The organism is Cellulomonas sp. P5_C5 (assembly GCF_054049655.1).
Map to the genome: position 1 here is coordinate 61,155 of NZ_JBFULY010000003.1, position 16,740 is coordinate 77,894.

Sequence of the window (16,740 nt, forward strand, 5' to 3'; positions counted from 1 at the left end):
TCACTCGTCCCCACCGAGCGCACGCACGGCGGCAGCGAACGCCTCGCCCCGCGCGGCGTACGACGTGAACTGGTCCATCGACGCGCAGGCGGGCGCGAGCAGCACGGTGACCGGCTGCGACGTCGCCTCGGCGGCGAGCCGCCTGGCCTCGTGCACGGCGCGGGTCATCACCGGGCCAGTCTCACCGGCGTCGACCTCGACCACGGGGACCTCGGGTGCGTGTCGGGCGAGAGCGTCGCGCAGCGGTGCGCGGTCGACACCGATCAGCACCACGGCAGCCAGGCGGTCCCGCCGGGCCGCGACGAGCTCGTCGAACTGCGCCCCCTTGGCCAGCCCGCCCGCGACCCACACGACGCTGCCGGCGGGGAACGCCCCGAGGGCGGCGGACGCCGCGTGGGCGTTCGTCGCCTTCGAGTCGTCCACGTAGGCCGTGCCGTCGACCACCGCGACCGTCGCCAACCGGTGCTCACCCGGCCCGTAGGCGCGGAGCCCCTCGCGGACCGCCGCGGGTGCCACGCCGTGCGCGAGGGCGAGCGCGGCGGCAGCCAGCGCGTTCGCCACGACGTGCGGCGGCACCGTGCCGTCAGGCCCGGCGAGCTGCGTCAGGTCGTCGAGCGTGCCCAGCTCGGCCGCGTGCGTGTGCCGGAGCCGCGCGAAGCCACGGTCCACCAGCACGTCCTCGACCAGCCCGACCTGCCCGACCAGCGGGGTGCCGATCGTGAACCCGACGGCGACGCAGCCGTCGACGACGTCCGCCTCCCGGACCAGGTCCTCGGTCGCGGGGTCGGCGAGGTTGTACACGCACGCCACCTGGGCGCGCTCGAAGATGCGGCCCTTGTCGGCGGCGTAGGCGTCGAGGGACCCGTGCCAGTCGAGGTGGTCGGGTGCGACGTTGAGCACCGCGGCCGCCTGCGCCGACATCGACGATGTGTGGTGCAGCTGGAAGCTCGACAGCTCCACCGCGAGGACGTCGAGCGTCGGGTCGGTCGCCGCGAGCACGACGGGGGTGCCCACGTTGCCGACCGCCACGGCGTTCTCCCCGGCGGCACGCAGGATCGACTCGAGCATGCCGACGGTGGTGGTCTTGCCGTTCGTCCCGGTGACGGCGAGCCACGGAGCCGGGCCCCCGCCGGACGCGCGGTCGACGCGCACGTGCCAGGCGAGCTCGACCTCGCTCCACACGGGCACGTCGTGCTCGCGGGCGGCGGCGAGGAGCGGGTGGTGCGGCGCCAGCCCCGGCGACGCGACGACCAGGTCGGCCCGGTGCAGCACCGTGCCGTCGAGTAGCTCCGCGGTGCCGATGACGTCGTCGGCGTGGTCGTCGACCGGCACCACGCGCGCACCCCGGGATGCCAGGACCTCGGCCGCTGCACGACCGGAGACCCCGAGCCCGGCGACGACCACCAGGGCGCCCTCCAGCACGAGAGACGACACCTACCCGGCCACCCACTCGGCGTAGAAGATCCCGACGCCGAGCGCGACGAACAACCCGGCGATGATCCAGAACCGGATGACGATCGTCACCTCGCCCCACCCCGACAGCTCGAAGTGGTGGTGCAGCGGTGCCATCTTGAACACCCGTCTGCCCGTCATCTTGAAGAAGCCGATCTGGATCACGTCGGACAGGACGACGAGCACGAAGAGCCCGCCGATGATCGCGGCGAGGATCTCGGTCCGGGACAGGATCGACAGCCCGGCGAGCGCGCCACCGAGGGCGAGCGAGCCGGTGTCCCCCATGAAGATCTTGGCGGGGCTGGCGTTCCACCACAGGAAGCCGAAGCACGCGCCCGTGATGGCCGCCGCGACGACGGCGAGGTCCAGCGGGTCCCGTGTCTCGTAGCACCGCGGTCCGGCGCTGGCCAGGAGCTGGCAGCTCTGGTTGAACTGCCAGACACCGACGATGACGTAGGCGCCGAACACGATGAGGGAGACGCCGGTGGCCAGCCCGTCGAGGCCGTCGGTGAGGTTCACCGCGTTGGACCACGCCGTGATCAGGAAGTTCGCCCAGATGACGAACAGGATGGTGCCGACGGTCACGCCCCAGAACGCGAGGTCCAAGTTGGTGTCGCGGATGAAGGAGATGTGCGTGGACGCGGGCGTGCGGAACTTGTCGTTGGGGAACTGCAGCGCCGCCACCGCGAACGTGATGCCCACGATGCCCTGGCCGATGATCTTCCATCGCGCGTTGAGACCGAGGCTGCGCTGGCGGGAGATCTTGATGAAGTCGTCGAGGAACCCGACGACGCCCAGACCGGTCATCAGGAACAGCACCAGGATCGCCGACGCGCTGGGCGGGGTCCCGGTCGCGATCAGACCGCTGACCCAGCCCGCCAGCGTCGCGCCGATGATGACGACGCCGCCCATGGTCGGGGTGCCGCGCTTGGTGAAGTGCGCGGTCGGGCCGTCCTGCCGGATGAACTGGCCGTACTGCTTGTGGACCAGGAACCGGATGAACAGAGGAGTTCCGAGCAGCGCGATGAGCATCGCGAGCCCGCCGGAGATCAGGACCGCCCTCATCGGGCGCCCCCCTCGACCAGGGCGTCGCCGAGCTTCCAGAGGCCGGCGCCGTAGGACGACTTCACCAGGACGACGTCACCGGGCCGCAGCTCGCTCTCGAGGAACGCCGTCGCCACCGCCAGGTCGTCCGCGAGCACGACCTCGTCGCCCCACGACCCCTCGTGGTTGGCGCCGTCGCGGATGGCCCGCGCACCGTCGCCGACCACGATCGTCAGGCCGATGTTCAGCCGGACGCACAGCCGCCCGATGGCGTCGTGCGCCTCGCGTGCCCCAGGGCCCAGCTCGAGCATCTCCCCGAGCACCGCGATCGAGCGCCGGTCCCGCCCGGCCAGGACGGCCAGCGCCTTGAGCGCGGCACGCATCGAGTCCGGGTTGGCGTTGTAGGAGTCGTCGACGACCGTGACGCCGTCGGGCCGGTCGACCACGTGCATCCTGTGCGGGCTCAGGGCGTCCGCGGCGCTGAGCCCGGCCGCAACCTCGTCCAGGTCGAGACCGACGGCGAGCGCGGCGGCCGCTGCGCCGAGGGCGTTGTGCACGTGGTGCTCACCGACCAGCCGCAGCGACACCTCGGCGCTCTGCTCGGTCTCGCCGCGCCGCACCAGCGTGAAGGTCGCCCGCCCGGTGCGGTCGAGCCGCACGTCGCGCACACCGACCGTCGCCTCGGGGGCGGCTCCGAACGTCACGACGTCACCCGGGGCGAGCGCCGCCATCGCGGACACGCGAGGGTCGTCGGCGTTTAGCACGGCGACCCCGTCGGCGACCAGACCCTGCACGATCTCGGACTTCGCGACGGCGACCGCGTCGATGCCGCCGAAGCCGCCGAGGTGCGCGTGCCCGACGATCAGGACCACGGCGACGTCCGGCGGGGCGATGTCGGTGAGGTAGGTGAGGTGGCCCGGGCCGCTGGCACCCATCTCGAGCACGAGGAAGCGCGTCGACTCGTCGGCACGCAGCACGGTGAGCGGCAGCCCGATCTCGTTGTTGAACGAGCGGACCGGCGCGATCGTCGGCCCGACGCTCCCGCAGAGCTGGGCGAGGAGGTCCTTCGTGGTGGTCTTGCCGACCGACCCGGTGATGCCGACGACCCGCAGGTCGCTGCCGCCGGGCTCGAGCGCGGCCTCCCGCAGCCGCTCCAGCACGACGCGCGCCAGGTCGCCGAGGGCCTTCTCGACGTCGGGGACGACGACGCTCGGCAGCACGTCGCCACCCGCTCCGACCACGTCACGCGCGGCGAGCACGAGCGCGGCCCCGGCGGCGACCGCCACCGCGGCGTAGTCGTGGCCGTCCACGTGCTCACCCGGCAGCGCGACGAACAGGCCGCCGGTGACGTCGTCGCGCGAGTCGACCACGACGGGTCCGCTCACGACGAGGGCGGGCTCGGTGGACGCAGCACCGCGCAGCACACCGCCGGTTGCGGCCGCGATCTCGGCCGCCGTCAGGGCGATCACGCGTGCTGCTCCCGCCGGCTGGTGCGCGCTGCGATCAGCACGTCGCGGTCGTTGTACCGGTGGAACACGCCGGCGATCTCCTGTGTCGGCTCGTGCCCCTTGCCCGTGATGATCACGGTGTCCTGCTCGGAGGCGAGGGCGAGGGCGTCGCGGATGGCCTGCGCGCGGCCGGAGGCCTCGTGCACGTCGACCAGGTCCGGCCGCACCGACCGGACACCGTCGAGGATGGCGGATCGGATGGCCGCCGGCTCCTCGGAACGCGGATTCTCGTCGGTGACGACGATCACGTCCGCGAGCCGGGCGGCGATCTCGCCCATGATCGGGCGTTTGCCCTGGTCCCGGTCGCCGTCGGAGCCGAACACGAGCACCAGCCGGCCGGGGGTGATCGGGCGGACCGCGTCGAGCGCGAGGACCAGCGCGTCGGGGGTGTGGGCGTAGTCGACGATCGACAGGGGGAAGCCGTCGCCGCGCTCGATGACGCGCTCCATGCGCCCGGGGATCTCGTGCGCGACGGCCACCGCGCCGATGGCCACGTCGAGGTCCACGCCGGCCGCGTGCGCCAGCACGATCGCGAGGGCCGCGTTCGAGACGTTCACCCTTCCCGGCAGCGGGCTCGCGGCCTCGTGCTCGACACCGTCCGGGCCGCGCAGCGTGAACGTCGAACCGACGCCGTCGAGCCCGATGTCGGCGGCGACCACCGCCCAGTCCGCGTCCGCACCTTCGGGCTCACCCACGTGCGTCGCGACGGACTCGACGGGGATCGGCGACTCCGCCACCAGCCGGCGGCCCCACTCGTCGTCCACGACGACCACGCCGCGCCGCGCCTGACCAGCGGCGAACAGCCGGGACTTGTCCCGGAAGTAGCCCTCCATGTCGCCGTGGAAGTCGAGGTGGTCCCGCTGCAGGTTGGTGAACCCGACGACGTCGAACGCCAGCCCACCGACCCGGCCGAGCGCGAGCGCGTGCGAGGAGACCTCCATGGCCAGCGCCGTCGCGCCCCGCTCGACCGCCAACGCGAGGATCGCCTGCAGGGCGGGCGCCTCGACGGTGGTCCGCGGGCTCTCGACGGCGTCCTCACCGATGCGCAGCTCGACGGTGCCGAGCACCGTGGTGACGGGGTGCGCGGCGCGCAGCGCGGCGTCGAGGAAGTAGGCCGTGGTGGTCTTGCCGTTGGTGCCGGTGACGCCGACGGTGACCAGGCGCTCGCCCGGTGCGTCGTGCGCCCAGGCAGCGACAGGACCTGCGACGGCGCGGGGGTCGTCGGCGACCAGCACGGGCACCCGTCGGGCCAGTCCCGAGTCCTCCAGCAGCACGGCGCCGGCCTCGTCCGTGAGGACCGCGACGGCCCCGGCGTCGACCGCCTGCGGGGCGTACGCGGCGCCGTGGACGGTGAACCCCGTGACCGCGACGAACACGTCTCCGGGGACCACGTCGCCGCTGGCCAGGCTCACACCGGTCAGCACGGCGTCGGCCGGGAGCGGAGCACCCCGCGTGACCAGGCCGAACGTGGAGACGAGGTCGGCGACCAGGTGGGCCGCGGGATGCAGCGGACGCATCCGAGCGGGGGTCGTCATGGGGAGAATCTACCCCGCCGGCCGCTCCCCCACGCCCGGTGCGGGTCCCTCACCACGTCGTCGGGAAGAGCGTCCCGACCGTGCCCGACGGTGCCACACCGAGCTCGCTGAGCGTGTACCCCGCGACGTCGCTGAACACCGGCGCCGCGACGGTGCCGCCGTAGACCGAGGTCTTCGGGTTGTGCAGGATCACTGCGACCGCGATGCGCGGGTCGTCGGCGGGCGCGACGCCGATGAACGACGACGTGATGCCCTGGATCCCGCCCACCCAGTTCTGCGCCGTCCCGGTCTTCCCGGCCACCTGGTAGCCGGGGATCGCGGCGTTGGCGCCCGTCCCGTCGTCGACGACGCTCTGCATCATGGTGAGCACGGTCTTCGCGGTCTCGGGCGAGACGACCGGGGTCGTCGCCGCTGCCGGGGCCGGCGTGTAGGTGCCGTCCGGCGACGTCCAGCCCTTGATGATGTGCGGCTGCACGCGCACGCCGCCGTTCGCGATGGTCGCGAAGACCTGCGTGGCCTGCAGTGCCGTCACGGACACCGCCTGACCGAACAGGACGGCGAACTTGTCCCGTCGCTGCCACGTGTCGACCGGGTGCAGGATGCCCTTCGACTCGCCCGACATCTCGATCCCGGTCAGGGCACCGAAGCCGAACTTCGCCAGGTAGTCGTACCGCGTCTGCACGGGCAGCTGCTGACCGATCATCACGGTGCCGGTGTTCGAGGACTCCGCGAGCACACCGGTGGTGGTCAGCTGCAGGTCGCCGTGCTCGTGCGAGTCCTTGAACGTCTCCTTGCCGTCGGGCGAGTACCTGTACGGCACCACCCATTGCGAGAGCGGGTCGGCGATGTTGTTGTCGAGGATTGCCGCCATCGTGATGACCTTGCCCGTCGACCCCGGCTCGAACACGTCCGAGACGGCGCTGGACAGCGAGCCGGACCCCTCCCCCGGGTGGTTCGGGTCGACCGAGCCCGAGTCGGCGAGCGCGTAGATCTCCCCGGTCCGGGTGTCCATCACGATCAGCGAGCCGGACGACGCACCCGTGGCGGCGACCTGCGCGTCGAGCGCGGACTGGGCCTTCCACTGCACGTCGGACAGCAGCGTGAGCTGCACGGAGTCGCCCTGCGTCGCCGGGGTGTCCACGGAGTACCCGCCGGGGATCGCCTGGCCCTTGCGACCGCGCTCGTACGTCTCGCTCCCTGCCGTGCCGGTGAGGCGGTCGTCGAGCGACGCCTCGAGGCCGGCGAGCCCGACGCCGTTGGAGTTCACGAAGCCGATGACGTTCCCCGCCAGGGTGTTGTTGGGGTACACCCGCTCCGCGACCCGGTCGACGTTGACCCCGCTGAGACCGAGCTCGCGGACCTCGCGCGCCACCGCAGGCAGCACACCCTTGCGGATGTAGACGAACTGCCGCTCGCCGACGAGCGCTCCCCCGAGCTCCGCGGCGTTCATGTCGAGCAGGGGGGCGAGCTTCGCGGCGACGCCTGCGGCACCGTCGGGGACGGCCGGGTTCTGCGTGCCCTTGAAGCTCGCGACGAGTCGCTGGTTCACGGAGATGTCGTACCGCTCGACGGACGTCGCGAGCGGGGAACCGTTGGCGTCCGTGATCTCGCCGCGCCCGCCCAGCAGGGTGACCGACGTGAGGCGGGCGTCCCGCGCGTCCTCGGCGATGGCTGCGCCCCGGAAGCCCTGGACATACACGAGGCGCCCGCCGAACACGGCGAGCGCGACGATGACCAAGGCGGCGAGGAACGCCATCCGGCGCCGGGACCCTGGCAGGACAGGCGCCGCCGGCGGCCCCCCGTTGCGGGTGCGCGCCGGGACGACGACGGTCCGCGGCACGGTCGTGGTGCGCTGCCGCGGGACCGTCGTCCCGGTCGTGCGGTTGCCCGCCGCCGGACGACGGGTCTGCTCGGTGCGCGCACGCGGGCGCGCGACCGGTGTCGTCATCCCCCGGCTCCCGCCGGCTCCGGGACGCCCTGGACGCTGCCGTCCGACAGCCGCAGCCAGCCGGTGCCGTTCGTCGGGACCATGCCGAGCGCGGCCGCGGCCGCGGCGAGCTGGGTGGGCGACGCCTTGGCGTCGAGCTCCGCCGTGAGGTCCTGCTGGTCCTGGTTCAGCCGACCCAGCTCGTTGGACAGGTCGTACTTGGCGTACGCGCTGGCCGCCATGGAGGTGTTGAGGAGCAGCGCGGACAGGAGCGCTCCGGCGAGGACGGCCATGCAGGCAAGGATGAACGGCACACGAGTCCGAGCGTGCTCCGGCGCGCGGACGACGCGAAGTCGGGGTGCGGGAGCCGTGGTCGACGTCGTCGGGCGCGGGCGGGACGGTGCCGGGTAGGCAGTTGCTCGGGCAGCGGTCTGGGCGCTCATGCTGCCCTCCTTCCGGTCTGGCGTGGCTTGAGGTGGTCGGGCGTGGGACGGACGCGCTCGGCGGCGCGGAGCCGGACCGACTGCGAACGCGGGTTGTGCGCGAGCTCGGCCTCGTCGGCCTCCTCGGCACCGCGGGTCACGAGGCGAAGGAACGGGGCGTGCGTCGCGGGCTCGACGGGCAGGTCCGGCGGGGCGCTGGACGTCGCTCCGACGGCGAGCGCCCGCTTGACCGCACGGTCCTCGAGCGAGTGGTACGCCTCGACGACGATCCGGCCGCCCACGGCGAGCGCCTCGATCGACTGCGGGAGCGCACGCTCCAGCACCTCGATCTCGCCGTTCACCTCGATCCGCAGGGCCTGGAACGTGCGCTTGGCCGGGTTGCCGCCGGTCTTGCGCGTCGCGGCGGGGATGTTGGCCCGCACGATGCTCACCAGCTCGCCCGTGCGCTCCAGGGGTCGGGTCGCCCGCTGCGTGACGATCGCGCGGGCGATGCGCGGCGCGAACCGCTCCTCGCCGTACACCCGCAGGATCCGCGCGAGCTCACGCTCGTCGTAGGTGTTGAGCACGTCCGCCGCGGTCTGACCGGTCGTGGCGTCCATGCGCATGTCCAGGGGCGCGTCGGCCGAGTAGGAGAACCCGCGCTCGCGCTCGTCCAGCTGCAGCGACGAGACGCCGAGGTCCATCAGAACGCCCTGGACTCCCGTGATGCCCAGCCGGTCGAGCACGTCGTTGATCTCGTCGTAGACGGCGTGCACGCCCGTGAAGCGGTCGCCGAACGGTGCCAGCCGTCGGCCGGCGAGCTCGAGCGCCTGCGTGTCGCGGTCCAGCCCGACGACCCGGACGTGCGGGAACGCCTGCAGGACGCCCTCGGTGTGGCCGCCCATGCCGAGCGTCGAGTCCACCATCACGGGGTTCTCGACGTCGAACGCCGGGGCCAGCAGGTCGAGGCAGCGCTGCAGCAGCACCGGGGTGTGCCGGGAGGCAGCTTCCGACGGATGGCCGGTCGTGTCGTCATTCATCGCTGCTCCCCTCCCCAGGCGGCACGGATGTGTGTGGTCAGGCGGCCCCTCCGCCGTCCGACCAGATCCCCCACCGACCCTCTGACGCCGGGGAAGTGCGTCAGAGATTCGGGAGGAGGTCTTGCCGGGCGGAACCGAGCTCGGGGCCTGATCTCTAGAAGGGGCCGTTCGGGAAGACCTCCTCCGCGGTGTCGGCGTACCCGGCCTCCTGCTCGGCCAGGTACGTCTCCCACGCGGTGAGGTCCCAGATCTCTACCCGGGTACCGGTGCCGATGACGGCGACGTCGCGCTCGAGCCCCGCGTACTTGCGGAGCATCGGCGGGATGGAGATGCGTCCCTGCTTGTCGGGCAGCTCGTCGCTGGCACCGGACAGGAAGACACGGAGGTAGTCGCGAGCCTGACGGCTGGTCACCGGGGCCTGCCGGAGCTGGTCGTGCATGCGCTGGAACTCCTGCATCGGGAGCAGGAAGAGGCAGCGCTCCTGCCCGCGGGTCATGACCAGACCCGGGGCGAGCTGACCGCGGAACTTGGCCGGGAGGATGAGCCGGCCCTTCTCGTCGAGACGCGGGGTGTACGTGCCCAGGAAGGGCGCGAAGGAGCCGAAGACGCCGGCGGACGACTCATGCGTCACCCCGCCTCCCTCCGGTCCTCGCTGCTGCTGCTGGTGCGCGTTTTCCCCCGCTCACCACGTGCCTCCACGCTACTCCACTTCACTCCACCAGCAACCTGAGATACGCAGTATTCACCCGATCGAAGGGGTATAACTGCAGGTCACAGCGGTGGTGCAGAGTGGAGGGAAAGTCGCCTCCCTCGTCGCACCGGGGCGTGTCGGAGTGCAGATCAGACGCCAGATCCGGGAGGGATCGGACGATTCGCCCAGCGCGGTCAGCCGAACGCCGTCACGCCGGACGGGTGGTGGAGTGAAGTGGGGGGCCGATGGGCGATGAACTCCCGCCGCCCGACCTTTACGATCGGACCCAGATCCGCCAAAGGAGGCGTCATGCTGCAGGCCGTCCCGTCCTCGAGTGAGCTCGAGGACGTCGTCGACACCACCCAACGGATGCGTGCGGCCGTGGAGGGCGTCGTCACCGGTCGTCCCGAGCTCGTCCGGGTGACCGTCGCCGTGCTGCTCGCCGAGGGGCACCTGCTCCTCGAGGACGTCCCCGGCGTCGGCAAGACCACGCTCGCCAAGGCGCTGGCCAAGACCATCGACTGCACCGTCGGCAGGATCCAGTTCACGCCCGACCTGCTGCCCTCGGACCTCACGGGCGTCAACATCTTCCGGTCGCAGACGCACGAGTTCGAGTTCCGGCCCGGGCCCGTCTTCGCGCACGTCGTCATCGGCGACGAGATCAACCGCGCCTCGCCCAAGACGCAGTCGGCGCTGCTCGAGTGCATGCAGGAGGCGCAGGCCACCGTCGACGGCCGCACCTACCCGCTGCCGCGACCATTCCTGGTCGTCGCCACCCAGAACCCGGTCGAGATGGAGGGCACCTACCCGTTGCCCGAGGCGCAGCGGGACCGGTTCATGGCCCGCCTGACGGTCGGCTACCCGAGCATCGAGTCCGAGCTCGACATGCTCGACCTGCAGGAGACCTCCGACCCGCTCGACACCCTGCGGCCCGTGACGGACGCCGCGCAGGTGAAGGCCCTCATCGAGACGGCGCGCCGGCTCTTCGCGGCCCCGGGCATCAAGCGGTACGTGGTCGACCTGGTGACGGCGACCCGCGAGGACCAGGGCCTGCGCCTCGGCGCGTCCCCCCGAGCGGCGATCCAGCTGTTGCGCGCCGCCAAGGCGCTGGCCGCGATGGACGGCCGGGACCACGTGCTGCCCGACGACGTCCAGCAGCTCGCCGTGCCGGTCCTCGCGCACCGGCTCCTGCCCAGCACCGAGTCACGCCTGTCCGGCCGTAGCACCGCCGACATCGTCACCGACATCCTCGACCGGGTCCCGCTCCCGTCCGCGGCGGCCACCGCGCGCTCGCGTCGCGCGATCGGCTGATGCGCCTCCGGCCGACCCGCCGCGGCATCGCGCTCGGGATCGCGGGCATCGTCGCCCTGCAGCTCGGCGTGGTGCTGGGGGCGGTCGACCTGGTCCGCATCGGTACGCTCGCGCTGCTGCTCGTCGTCGGGGCGGCCGTCGCCGTCGGTGTGCTCGACCCGGGTCGGGGGCGGCACCGGCTCAACGTGCAGCGGCACGCGGTCCCGAACCCGGTGCACGCCGGCGAGGAGGCGCAGATCGAGGTCGTGATCACCGCGACCGACCCCGCGGCCCGCGTCCGGCTGGCCGGGCTGAAGTTCGCCGAGCAGGCGGCCACCGAGCTCTCCGGCGGCCGGCCCCTGCGCGCACGGGTGACCCGCGCGCCGCGGCGCGTGACGGTGACGTACTCGGTGCAGGCCGCACGGCGTGGCCGCTGGCCGCTCGGTCCGCTCGTCGTGACCCGTGGCGACCCGTTCGGCGTCGTGCGCACCTCCGCCACCCTGGGCGAGCAGGCCGAGGTGTCCGTGTGGCCGGCGGTCGTCCCCCTGCCGACGCCCAGCGACGTGCTCGTCGGCGAGCCCGACCGCGTCGCCCTGGGCGCACGCAGCCCGTCGACCGACGACGCCTCGCTGCGCGACTACCGCGAGGGCGACGACCTGCGGCGCGTGCACTGGAGCAGCAGCGCCCGCAAGGGCGCCCTGATGGTCCGGTCCGACGAGCGCGCCGGGATGCGGCCCGTCTCGGTGCTCCTGGACCTGCCGGCCCGCGCGACGAGCCTCGAGTGGTCGATCTCCCTGGCTGCGTCCATGTCGCTCGCCATGCTCGACGGGGGCCACCCCGTGCGCCTGGTCAGCGGTGGCAGGGACGTCGCCGCCGCGTCGCCGCTCGCCTTCGTGCACGATCGTTCCGGCCCCGGCGCACGCAGCGCCCTGCTCGACCGCACGATCGACCTCGAGGCGCCGCGCTCGGCGGTCCAGGGCGAGGCGGCGCTCGTGTCGGCGGCGCACCTCCTGCACACGACCGAGGCGGGGGGCGAGATCGTGCTCGCCGTGCTGGGCCCGCTCGGTGCCTCCGCACGTGCCGCGCTGGCGCACGTCGCCGACGCCGCGCTCGCCTGGGCCGTCGTCCGCGCCGACACGCCGGCGCAGGAGGCGGAGGCCGAGCACACCATCAAGGCGCTGCGCCGCGCCGGGTGGCGTGCGTGCCGGGTGACACCCGGCGAACCGGTCGTCGACTGCTGGCTGCGTCTGCTGGGGTCGGCCCAGTGACCGGCCGCGTGCAACGCATCCCGCGCGGCCCCCGGTCGGCCCTGGGCACCGCCCTGTGCGCCGCCGCGACCTGCGCCAGCATGTTCGCCCTCACGGGCCTCATCGTGCGCGGCGGCTGGCTCCTGGCGACGTGGCTGATCGTCCTCGTGGTCGCCGCCGTCGTGATGGGCGTGCGCGCCGTGACCCGGTCCTGGTGGGCCCCCACGCTCGCCGGCACGATCGTCGCGGTCGGCATCGTCCTCGTCCGGTATGGCGCGCCTCCCGGACGGCTCCAGGTCCTGCCCGACGGTGACTCGCTGGACCGGACCCTGGCCACCGCGCGCGAGGGTGTCGCCGTCATCAACGCGTCGCTCGTGCCGATGGTCGGGGTGCGACCCACCGAGCTGCTCGTCGCCGTCGGTGCCGTCGCCGTCTTCCTGCTGGCCGACCTCCTCGCGATCGGCCTCGGCGCTCCCGCGCTGTCCGGTCTCGCCTTCGCCGCGCTGTGGGCCCCCGCGATCATCCTCGGCTTCCCCGCGAGCGGCTGGTCGATCGCCTGGACCAGCCTGTTCTACCTGCTGCTGCTCGCCCTCAGCGCCGCGCCCCCCACGGCGCACAGCGACCGGGGGCGGCGGGCAGGCGTCGCGGTCCTCTGCTCGGTGTCCCTGATCGTGGCCACCCTGATCGCCGGCCCGGCGGTCGCCGCCTTCCCGGGCTGGGCGACCATGCGGATGCCCACCTTCGGCACCGGCCCGGTGGGCCCCATGTCCCTCAGCGACAACCTCGACCTGCGCGAGAGCCTGGGCACCCGGTCCGGGCAGATCGTGCTGCGGTACTCCGTGACGCCGGTGGAGGCCGACCCGGCCGACGACCCCGCACCCTCCCCGAGCCCGTCGAGCGCCTCCCCCGTCTCCGCCAACGACGTCGGGCCGCTGCGTGCCTTCACGCTGACCCAGTTCGACGGCACCACGTGGGACCGCGCCGAGTCGCTCGACCTGAGCACGTGGGACCCCGCGACGCTCCTGACGTCCGACCCGGACATCCGCGGCTCGGTCCCGGACGCCGAGCGCGGCTCGCTCGCGGACGTCCAGGTCGAGGTCGCCAACCTGCGCGAACGCCGCCTGCCCGTCAGCACCTTCCCGCGGACCGTCGCCGTGAACGGCGGCTGGGAGTACGACCCGGTCCGCGACGAGGTCGTCGGTCGACGCGGCACGTTCGACGGCATGACCTACACGATGCAGGTCGAGGTCCCCTCGCTCACGAAGGACGACCTCGCCGACGCCGAGGTGGGCGACCCCGATGACGGCGGCGCGTCGCTCGAGGTGCCGCAGACCTCCCGCACCGAGGACGTCGCCGCCCTGGCTCGCGAGATCACCGCGGACGCCACGACCCCGTACGAGCAGGCGATGGCGCTCCAGACCTACTTCCGCGCCACGACGAACTTCACCTACGACACGCGCGTGGCACCGTCGCGGTCCGACGACGCCGTGTGGGACTTCGTGCAGTCGGCCCGCGGGTACTGCGTGCAGTTCGCCACCTCGATGGCGATGATGGCCCGCTCGCTCGACATCCCCGCCCGCGTCGGCGTCGGGTTCCTGCCCGGCGAGTCGGACCGCAACGGCAGCTACGTGGTCTCCGGTCAGCGGTCGCACGCATGGCCCGAGCTGTTCTTCGAGGACTACGGGTGGGTGCGGTTCGAGCCGACACCGGCCATCCAGACCAGCACGCCGCCACGCTGGGCGGACCCCTTCGAGGGCGTCTCCGCGCCCGACAGCCAGCCCGACGAGGCCATCCCGGCGCCCGCCCCCGGGGTGACGTCGTCGAGCGCACCGGGCGGCCAGTCGTCGTCGACCGGAACGCAGGACGAGGAGCAGGCCTGGTTGCCGGTCGCGATCACCGTCGCGATCGTCCTGGCCGTCGCATCCCTCGGCCTGGTGCTCCTCCGACGCCGGAGCCTCCTGCGCGCCGACCTGACACCGGAACGCGCGTGGCTGCGCGCCCGTCGCCGGCTGGGTGCCCGTGGCGTCACCTGGACGGATGCCGACTCACCGCGCACCGTCGTCGCCTCGGTGCACGAGCAGCTGCGCCAGGCGGCGGGGGCGCCGCTGACGGGGACGTCCGCCGAGGCGTTGGACTCGCTGGCCCGGACCGTCGAGCGCGAGCGCTACGCGCCGGTCCAGCCCGAGGTCGACCCCGCCGTCCTGGCGGGGTGGGTCGACGAGATGATGAGCGGGGTCGAGACCCTGCTCAGCGACCGCTCTCGCCGCGGCGCCGTTCCCAGCGCTCCTCGAGACGAGACATGAAGCTCGACTTCTGACGGGCCGACGTCGCCGGCTTCACCTGACCGTCGCTCTGCACGACCCCGTGCGGCCCGGACCGGTGCCCGGACGAGCGGTGCGGTGCGGCGAACGCGAACGCGACGGCCGCGAACATCACCACGAAGCCGATGACGCCGAGCCACGGAAGGCTGTTCGCGGCGCCGAGCACGAGAAGCAGCAGACCGACGGACGCACCAACCCCCGCGATGACGTACCGGCCGAACGGGCGGTGTCCGCGCTGGGTCAGCGTGTTCGCGAGCCGAGGATCGTCAGAGGTCAACTGCCGTTCCATCTGCTCGAGCACGCGCTGCTCGTACTCGGAGAGAGGCATCCTGACCCCCGTTGTCAGCTATGTGGACCTGTCTTCCGGCTCAGGATAGATCCGCCGGAACGATGGTGGTAGTCGAGCGGGAGGATACTCCACCTGGCTGGGAGGCTCCGGCGCGGATCAGGCCGCCGTCGAGCGGTCCACGCACCTGGTCCACGGCGTGCTCCGCCTCCCGCCACGCCCGCACCGGGGCCTCCGACGCCTCGTCGAGGGTCGGTTGCCGGATGCTCGTCGCCGCCTGGGACAGCTGGTCGGCACGCACCCCCACGAGCCGGACGGGCAGGCCACGCAGGTCGACGCCGGCCACCAGCTCCCGAACCGCGAGGAACAGCTCCCGGCCACCGTTCGTGGGCGTGACCAGGGTGCGGGAGCGGGAGAGCGTACAGAGGTCGTTGGTGCGGATCTTCACGGTGATCGTGCGGGTGACCAGGCCGTTCGCACGCAGCCGGACCGCGCACCGGTCCGCCAGCTCACGGGCCCTCTCCTCCACCACGGTGAGGTCCGAGACGTCGGTCGGGAAGGTCTCCTCGGCACCGATCGACCTCTCCGCGCGCCCCGGGCTGACGGGCCGCGGGTCCCGTCCCCAGGCCAGGTCGACCAGGTGCGCACCCGCCACCCGGCCGACCGCGTGCTGGATGGTCGACACGTCGGCGTCGGCCAGCTGCGCGACCGTCCTGATCCCCCGGCGCGCGAGCACCGCCTCCGTCTTTTCACCCACGCGCTCGAGCGCGCTCACGGGCTGGACCCGCAGGAAGTCGACCGTGGCCGCGCGCGGGACCAGGAGCATGCCGTCCGGCTTGGCCTGACCGGACGCGAGCCGGGCGACCAGCTTGGTGGACCCGATCCCGACGGAGCACGTGATGCCGAACCGCTCCCGGACCTGCTGGCGGATCACCTGGGCGATCACCGTCGGCGCTCCGCACCGTCGCCGCGCGCCCGCCACGTCCAGGAACGCCTCGTCGAGACCCACCTGCTCGACCAGCACCGTGATGTCGCCGAGCACCCGCATGACTCCCGCGGACACCTCGGCGTACGCCTGGCGGTCCGGTGCGACGACGACCGCCTGCGGGCAGCGCTGCAGGGCCGTCGCCATCGGCATCGCGGCGTGCACGCCGAACGCCCGCGCCTCGTACGTCGCGGCCAGGACGTCGCCCCGGTCGCCTCCACCGACGATCACCGGCAGACCGCGCAGCTGCGGCCGACGAGCGAGCTCCACCGAGGCGACGAACGCGTCCAGGTCGACGTGCAGGATCGAGCAGCCGACGTCCTCGTGCTCCCCGCCCGGCGCGGCACGCGCCGACCGGGCTCCGTGGCTCATGGCGTGGCGGGGGCGCCGGACCCGGAGCCCGGCGCTCGCCGCGTGCTCACGACGCCCGGGAGACGCGCACGCTCAGCGTGCGACCCTCGACGGTCCCGACCCCGCCGAGCACGAGATCGCGCACCGCGTCGACGAAGTCCTCCGCCGCGCACACAGCCTCCTCGGCCCGTGCGGGGCCCACCAGCTCGAACCGCCCTGCGTCGACCGCCGCACGCAGAGCCGCGGCTTCCGCGAAGTACGTCGACCAGGAGCCCAGCTCCGGGGCGACCACGCCGAGCATGCTCCAGACAGTGCGAGGTGCACGCCGTCCCGACGGCGCACCACGGGCAGCGACCACGGCGGCCCCGGCGCGCAGCGCAGCGAGGTGCGCGTGGGAGAGCTGCTCCCACGGCTCGGGCGAGAACTGCGCGGCCATCAGCTCCGCGTCAGCGCGGCCGAGCAGCTCGACGACGCGCGCCGGCACCGGCGCGACGGTCGACGCACCGGGGCCCTGCTGCTGCTCGAGCTGCTGGTGCATCTCGCCGTCCCTCCTGCCTGCCCGTCGATCCCTGTTCGAACCAGTATCGAACACCTGTTCGATGGCGTCAAGCCACCGGGGAAGCGCCGTAGCGTGGGAGCCA

The 16,740-nt window shown here is 73.1% G+C and carries 14 protein-coding genes; 3 read left to right on the forward strand and 11 right to left on the reverse strand.

Annotation, left to right across the window (positions count from 1 at the left end):
- The 8 genes from murD to mraZ all read right to left on the reverse strand — a co-directional run bounded on the left by murD (position 1) and on the right by mraZ (position 9,559).
- On the reverse strand, positions 1–1,434 hold the full coding sequence (gene murD / locus ACXJKF_RS03725) for a UDP-N-acetylmuramoyl-L-alanine--D-glutamate ligase (RefSeq protein ID WP_456786398.1): 1,434 nt from the start codon (positions 1,432–1,434) through the stop codon (positions 1–3).
- Positions 1,435–2,517 (reverse strand): phospho-N-acetylmuramoyl-pentapeptide-transferase, encoded by a 1,083-nt coding sequence (gene mraY, locus ACXJKF_RS03730; protein WP_456786399.1) that lies wholly within the window; start codon positions 2,515–2,517, stop codon positions 1,435–1,437.
- Positions 2,514–3,965: a UDP-N-acetylmuramoyl-tripeptide--D-alanyl-D-alanine ligase gene (locus tag ACXJKF_RS03735; RefSeq protein WP_456786400.1), complete on the reverse strand. Its 1,452-nt coding sequence runs from the start codon at positions 3,963–3,965 to the stop codon at positions 2,514–2,516. Before ACXJKF_RS03735 ends, mraY begins: the two co-directional genes overlap by 4 nt.
- A complete protein-coding gene (locus ACXJKF_RS03740; protein ID WP_456786401.1) occupies positions 3,962–5,539 on the reverse strand; it encodes a UDP-N-acetylmuramoyl-L-alanyl-D-glutamate--2,6-diaminopimelate ligase in 1,578 nt (525 codons plus the stop codon). The genes ACXJKF_RS03735 and ACXJKF_RS03740 overlap by 4 nt, the downstream gene beginning before the upstream one ends.
- A gap of 49 nt (positions 5,540–5,588) precedes the next feature.
- Positions 5,589–7,487: a peptidoglycan D,D-transpeptidase FtsI family protein gene (locus ACXJKF_RS03745; protein WP_456786402.1), complete on the reverse strand. Its 1,899-nt coding sequence runs from the start codon at positions 7,485–7,487 to the stop codon at positions 5,589–5,591.
- Positions 7,484–7,759, reverse strand: a complete 276-nt coding sequence (locus ACXJKF_RS03750) for a hypothetical protein (protein ID WP_235520881.1) — start codon at positions 7,757–7,759, stop codon at positions 7,484–7,486. The genes ACXJKF_RS03745 and ACXJKF_RS03750 overlap by 4 nt, the downstream gene beginning before the upstream one ends.
- 146 nt (positions 7,760–7,905) lie before the next feature.
- Complete coding sequence (gene rsmH, locus ACXJKF_RS03755) at positions 7,906–8,928, reverse strand: 16S rRNA (cytosine(1402)-N(4))-methyltransferase RsmH (RefSeq protein ID WP_456786403.1); 1,023 nt, start codon at positions 8,926–8,928, stop codon at positions 7,906–7,908.
- 154 nt (positions 8,929–9,082) lie between these two features.
- Complete coding sequence (gene mraZ / locus ACXJKF_RS03760; protein WP_055921977.1) at positions 9,083–9,559, reverse strand: division/cell wall cluster transcriptional repressor MraZ; 477 nt, start codon at positions 9,557–9,559, stop codon at positions 9,083–9,085.
- Positions 9,560–9,928: 369 nt separating this feature from the next.
- On the opposite strand from mraZ, the gene ACXJKF_RS03765 reads away from it, so the two are divergent.
- The 3 genes from ACXJKF_RS03765 to ACXJKF_RS03775 are packed head-to-tail and all read left to right on the forward strand — an operon-like array spanning position 9,929 to position 14,459.
- Complete coding sequence (locus tag ACXJKF_RS03765) at positions 9,929–10,930, forward strand: AAA family ATPase (protein WP_456786404.1); 1,002 nt, start codon at positions 9,929–9,931, stop codon at positions 10,928–10,930.
- Entirely contained in the window at positions 10,930–12,177 is a 1,248-nt protein-coding gene (locus ACXJKF_RS03770) for a DUF58 domain-containing protein (RefSeq protein WP_456786405.1), read from the forward strand. The genes ACXJKF_RS03765 and ACXJKF_RS03770 overlap by 1 nt, the downstream gene beginning before the upstream one ends.
- The gene (locus tag ACXJKF_RS03775) at positions 12,174–14,459 is read left to right on the forward strand and encodes a transglutaminase family protein (protein WP_456786406.1); all 2,286 of its coding nucleotides are present in this window, start codon (positions 12,174–12,176) and stop codon (positions 14,457–14,459) included. The genes ACXJKF_RS03770 and ACXJKF_RS03775 overlap by 4 nt, the downstream gene beginning before the upstream one ends.
- Here ACXJKF_RS03775 and ACXJKF_RS03780 read toward each other — a convergent pair.
- Genes ACXJKF_RS03780 through ACXJKF_RS03790 form a run of 3 tightly spaced genes read right to left on the reverse strand, consistent with a single transcriptional unit; the run spans position 14,404 to position 16,637 of the window.
- Entirely contained in the window at positions 14,404–14,805 is a 402-nt protein-coding gene (locus tag ACXJKF_RS03780) for a DUF3040 domain-containing protein (RefSeq protein WP_456786407.1), read from the reverse strand. The genes ACXJKF_RS03775 and ACXJKF_RS03780 overlap by 56 nt on opposite strands.
- A 40-nt stretch (positions 14,806–14,845) precedes the next feature.
- The gene (dinB, locus tag ACXJKF_RS03785) at positions 14,846–16,120 is read right to left on the reverse strand and encodes a DNA polymerase IV (RefSeq protein ID WP_456786408.1); all 1,275 of its coding nucleotides are present in this window, start codon (positions 16,118–16,120) and stop codon (positions 14,846–14,848) included.
- 46 nt (positions 16,121–16,166) lie between these two features.
- Positions 16,167–16,637: an SAV_6107 family HEPN domain-containing protein gene (locus ACXJKF_RS03790; RefSeq protein ID WP_456786409.1), complete on the reverse strand. Its 471-nt coding sequence runs from the start codon at positions 16,635–16,637 to the stop codon at positions 16,167–16,169.
- Positions 16,638–16,740 lie beyond the last annotated feature (103 nt).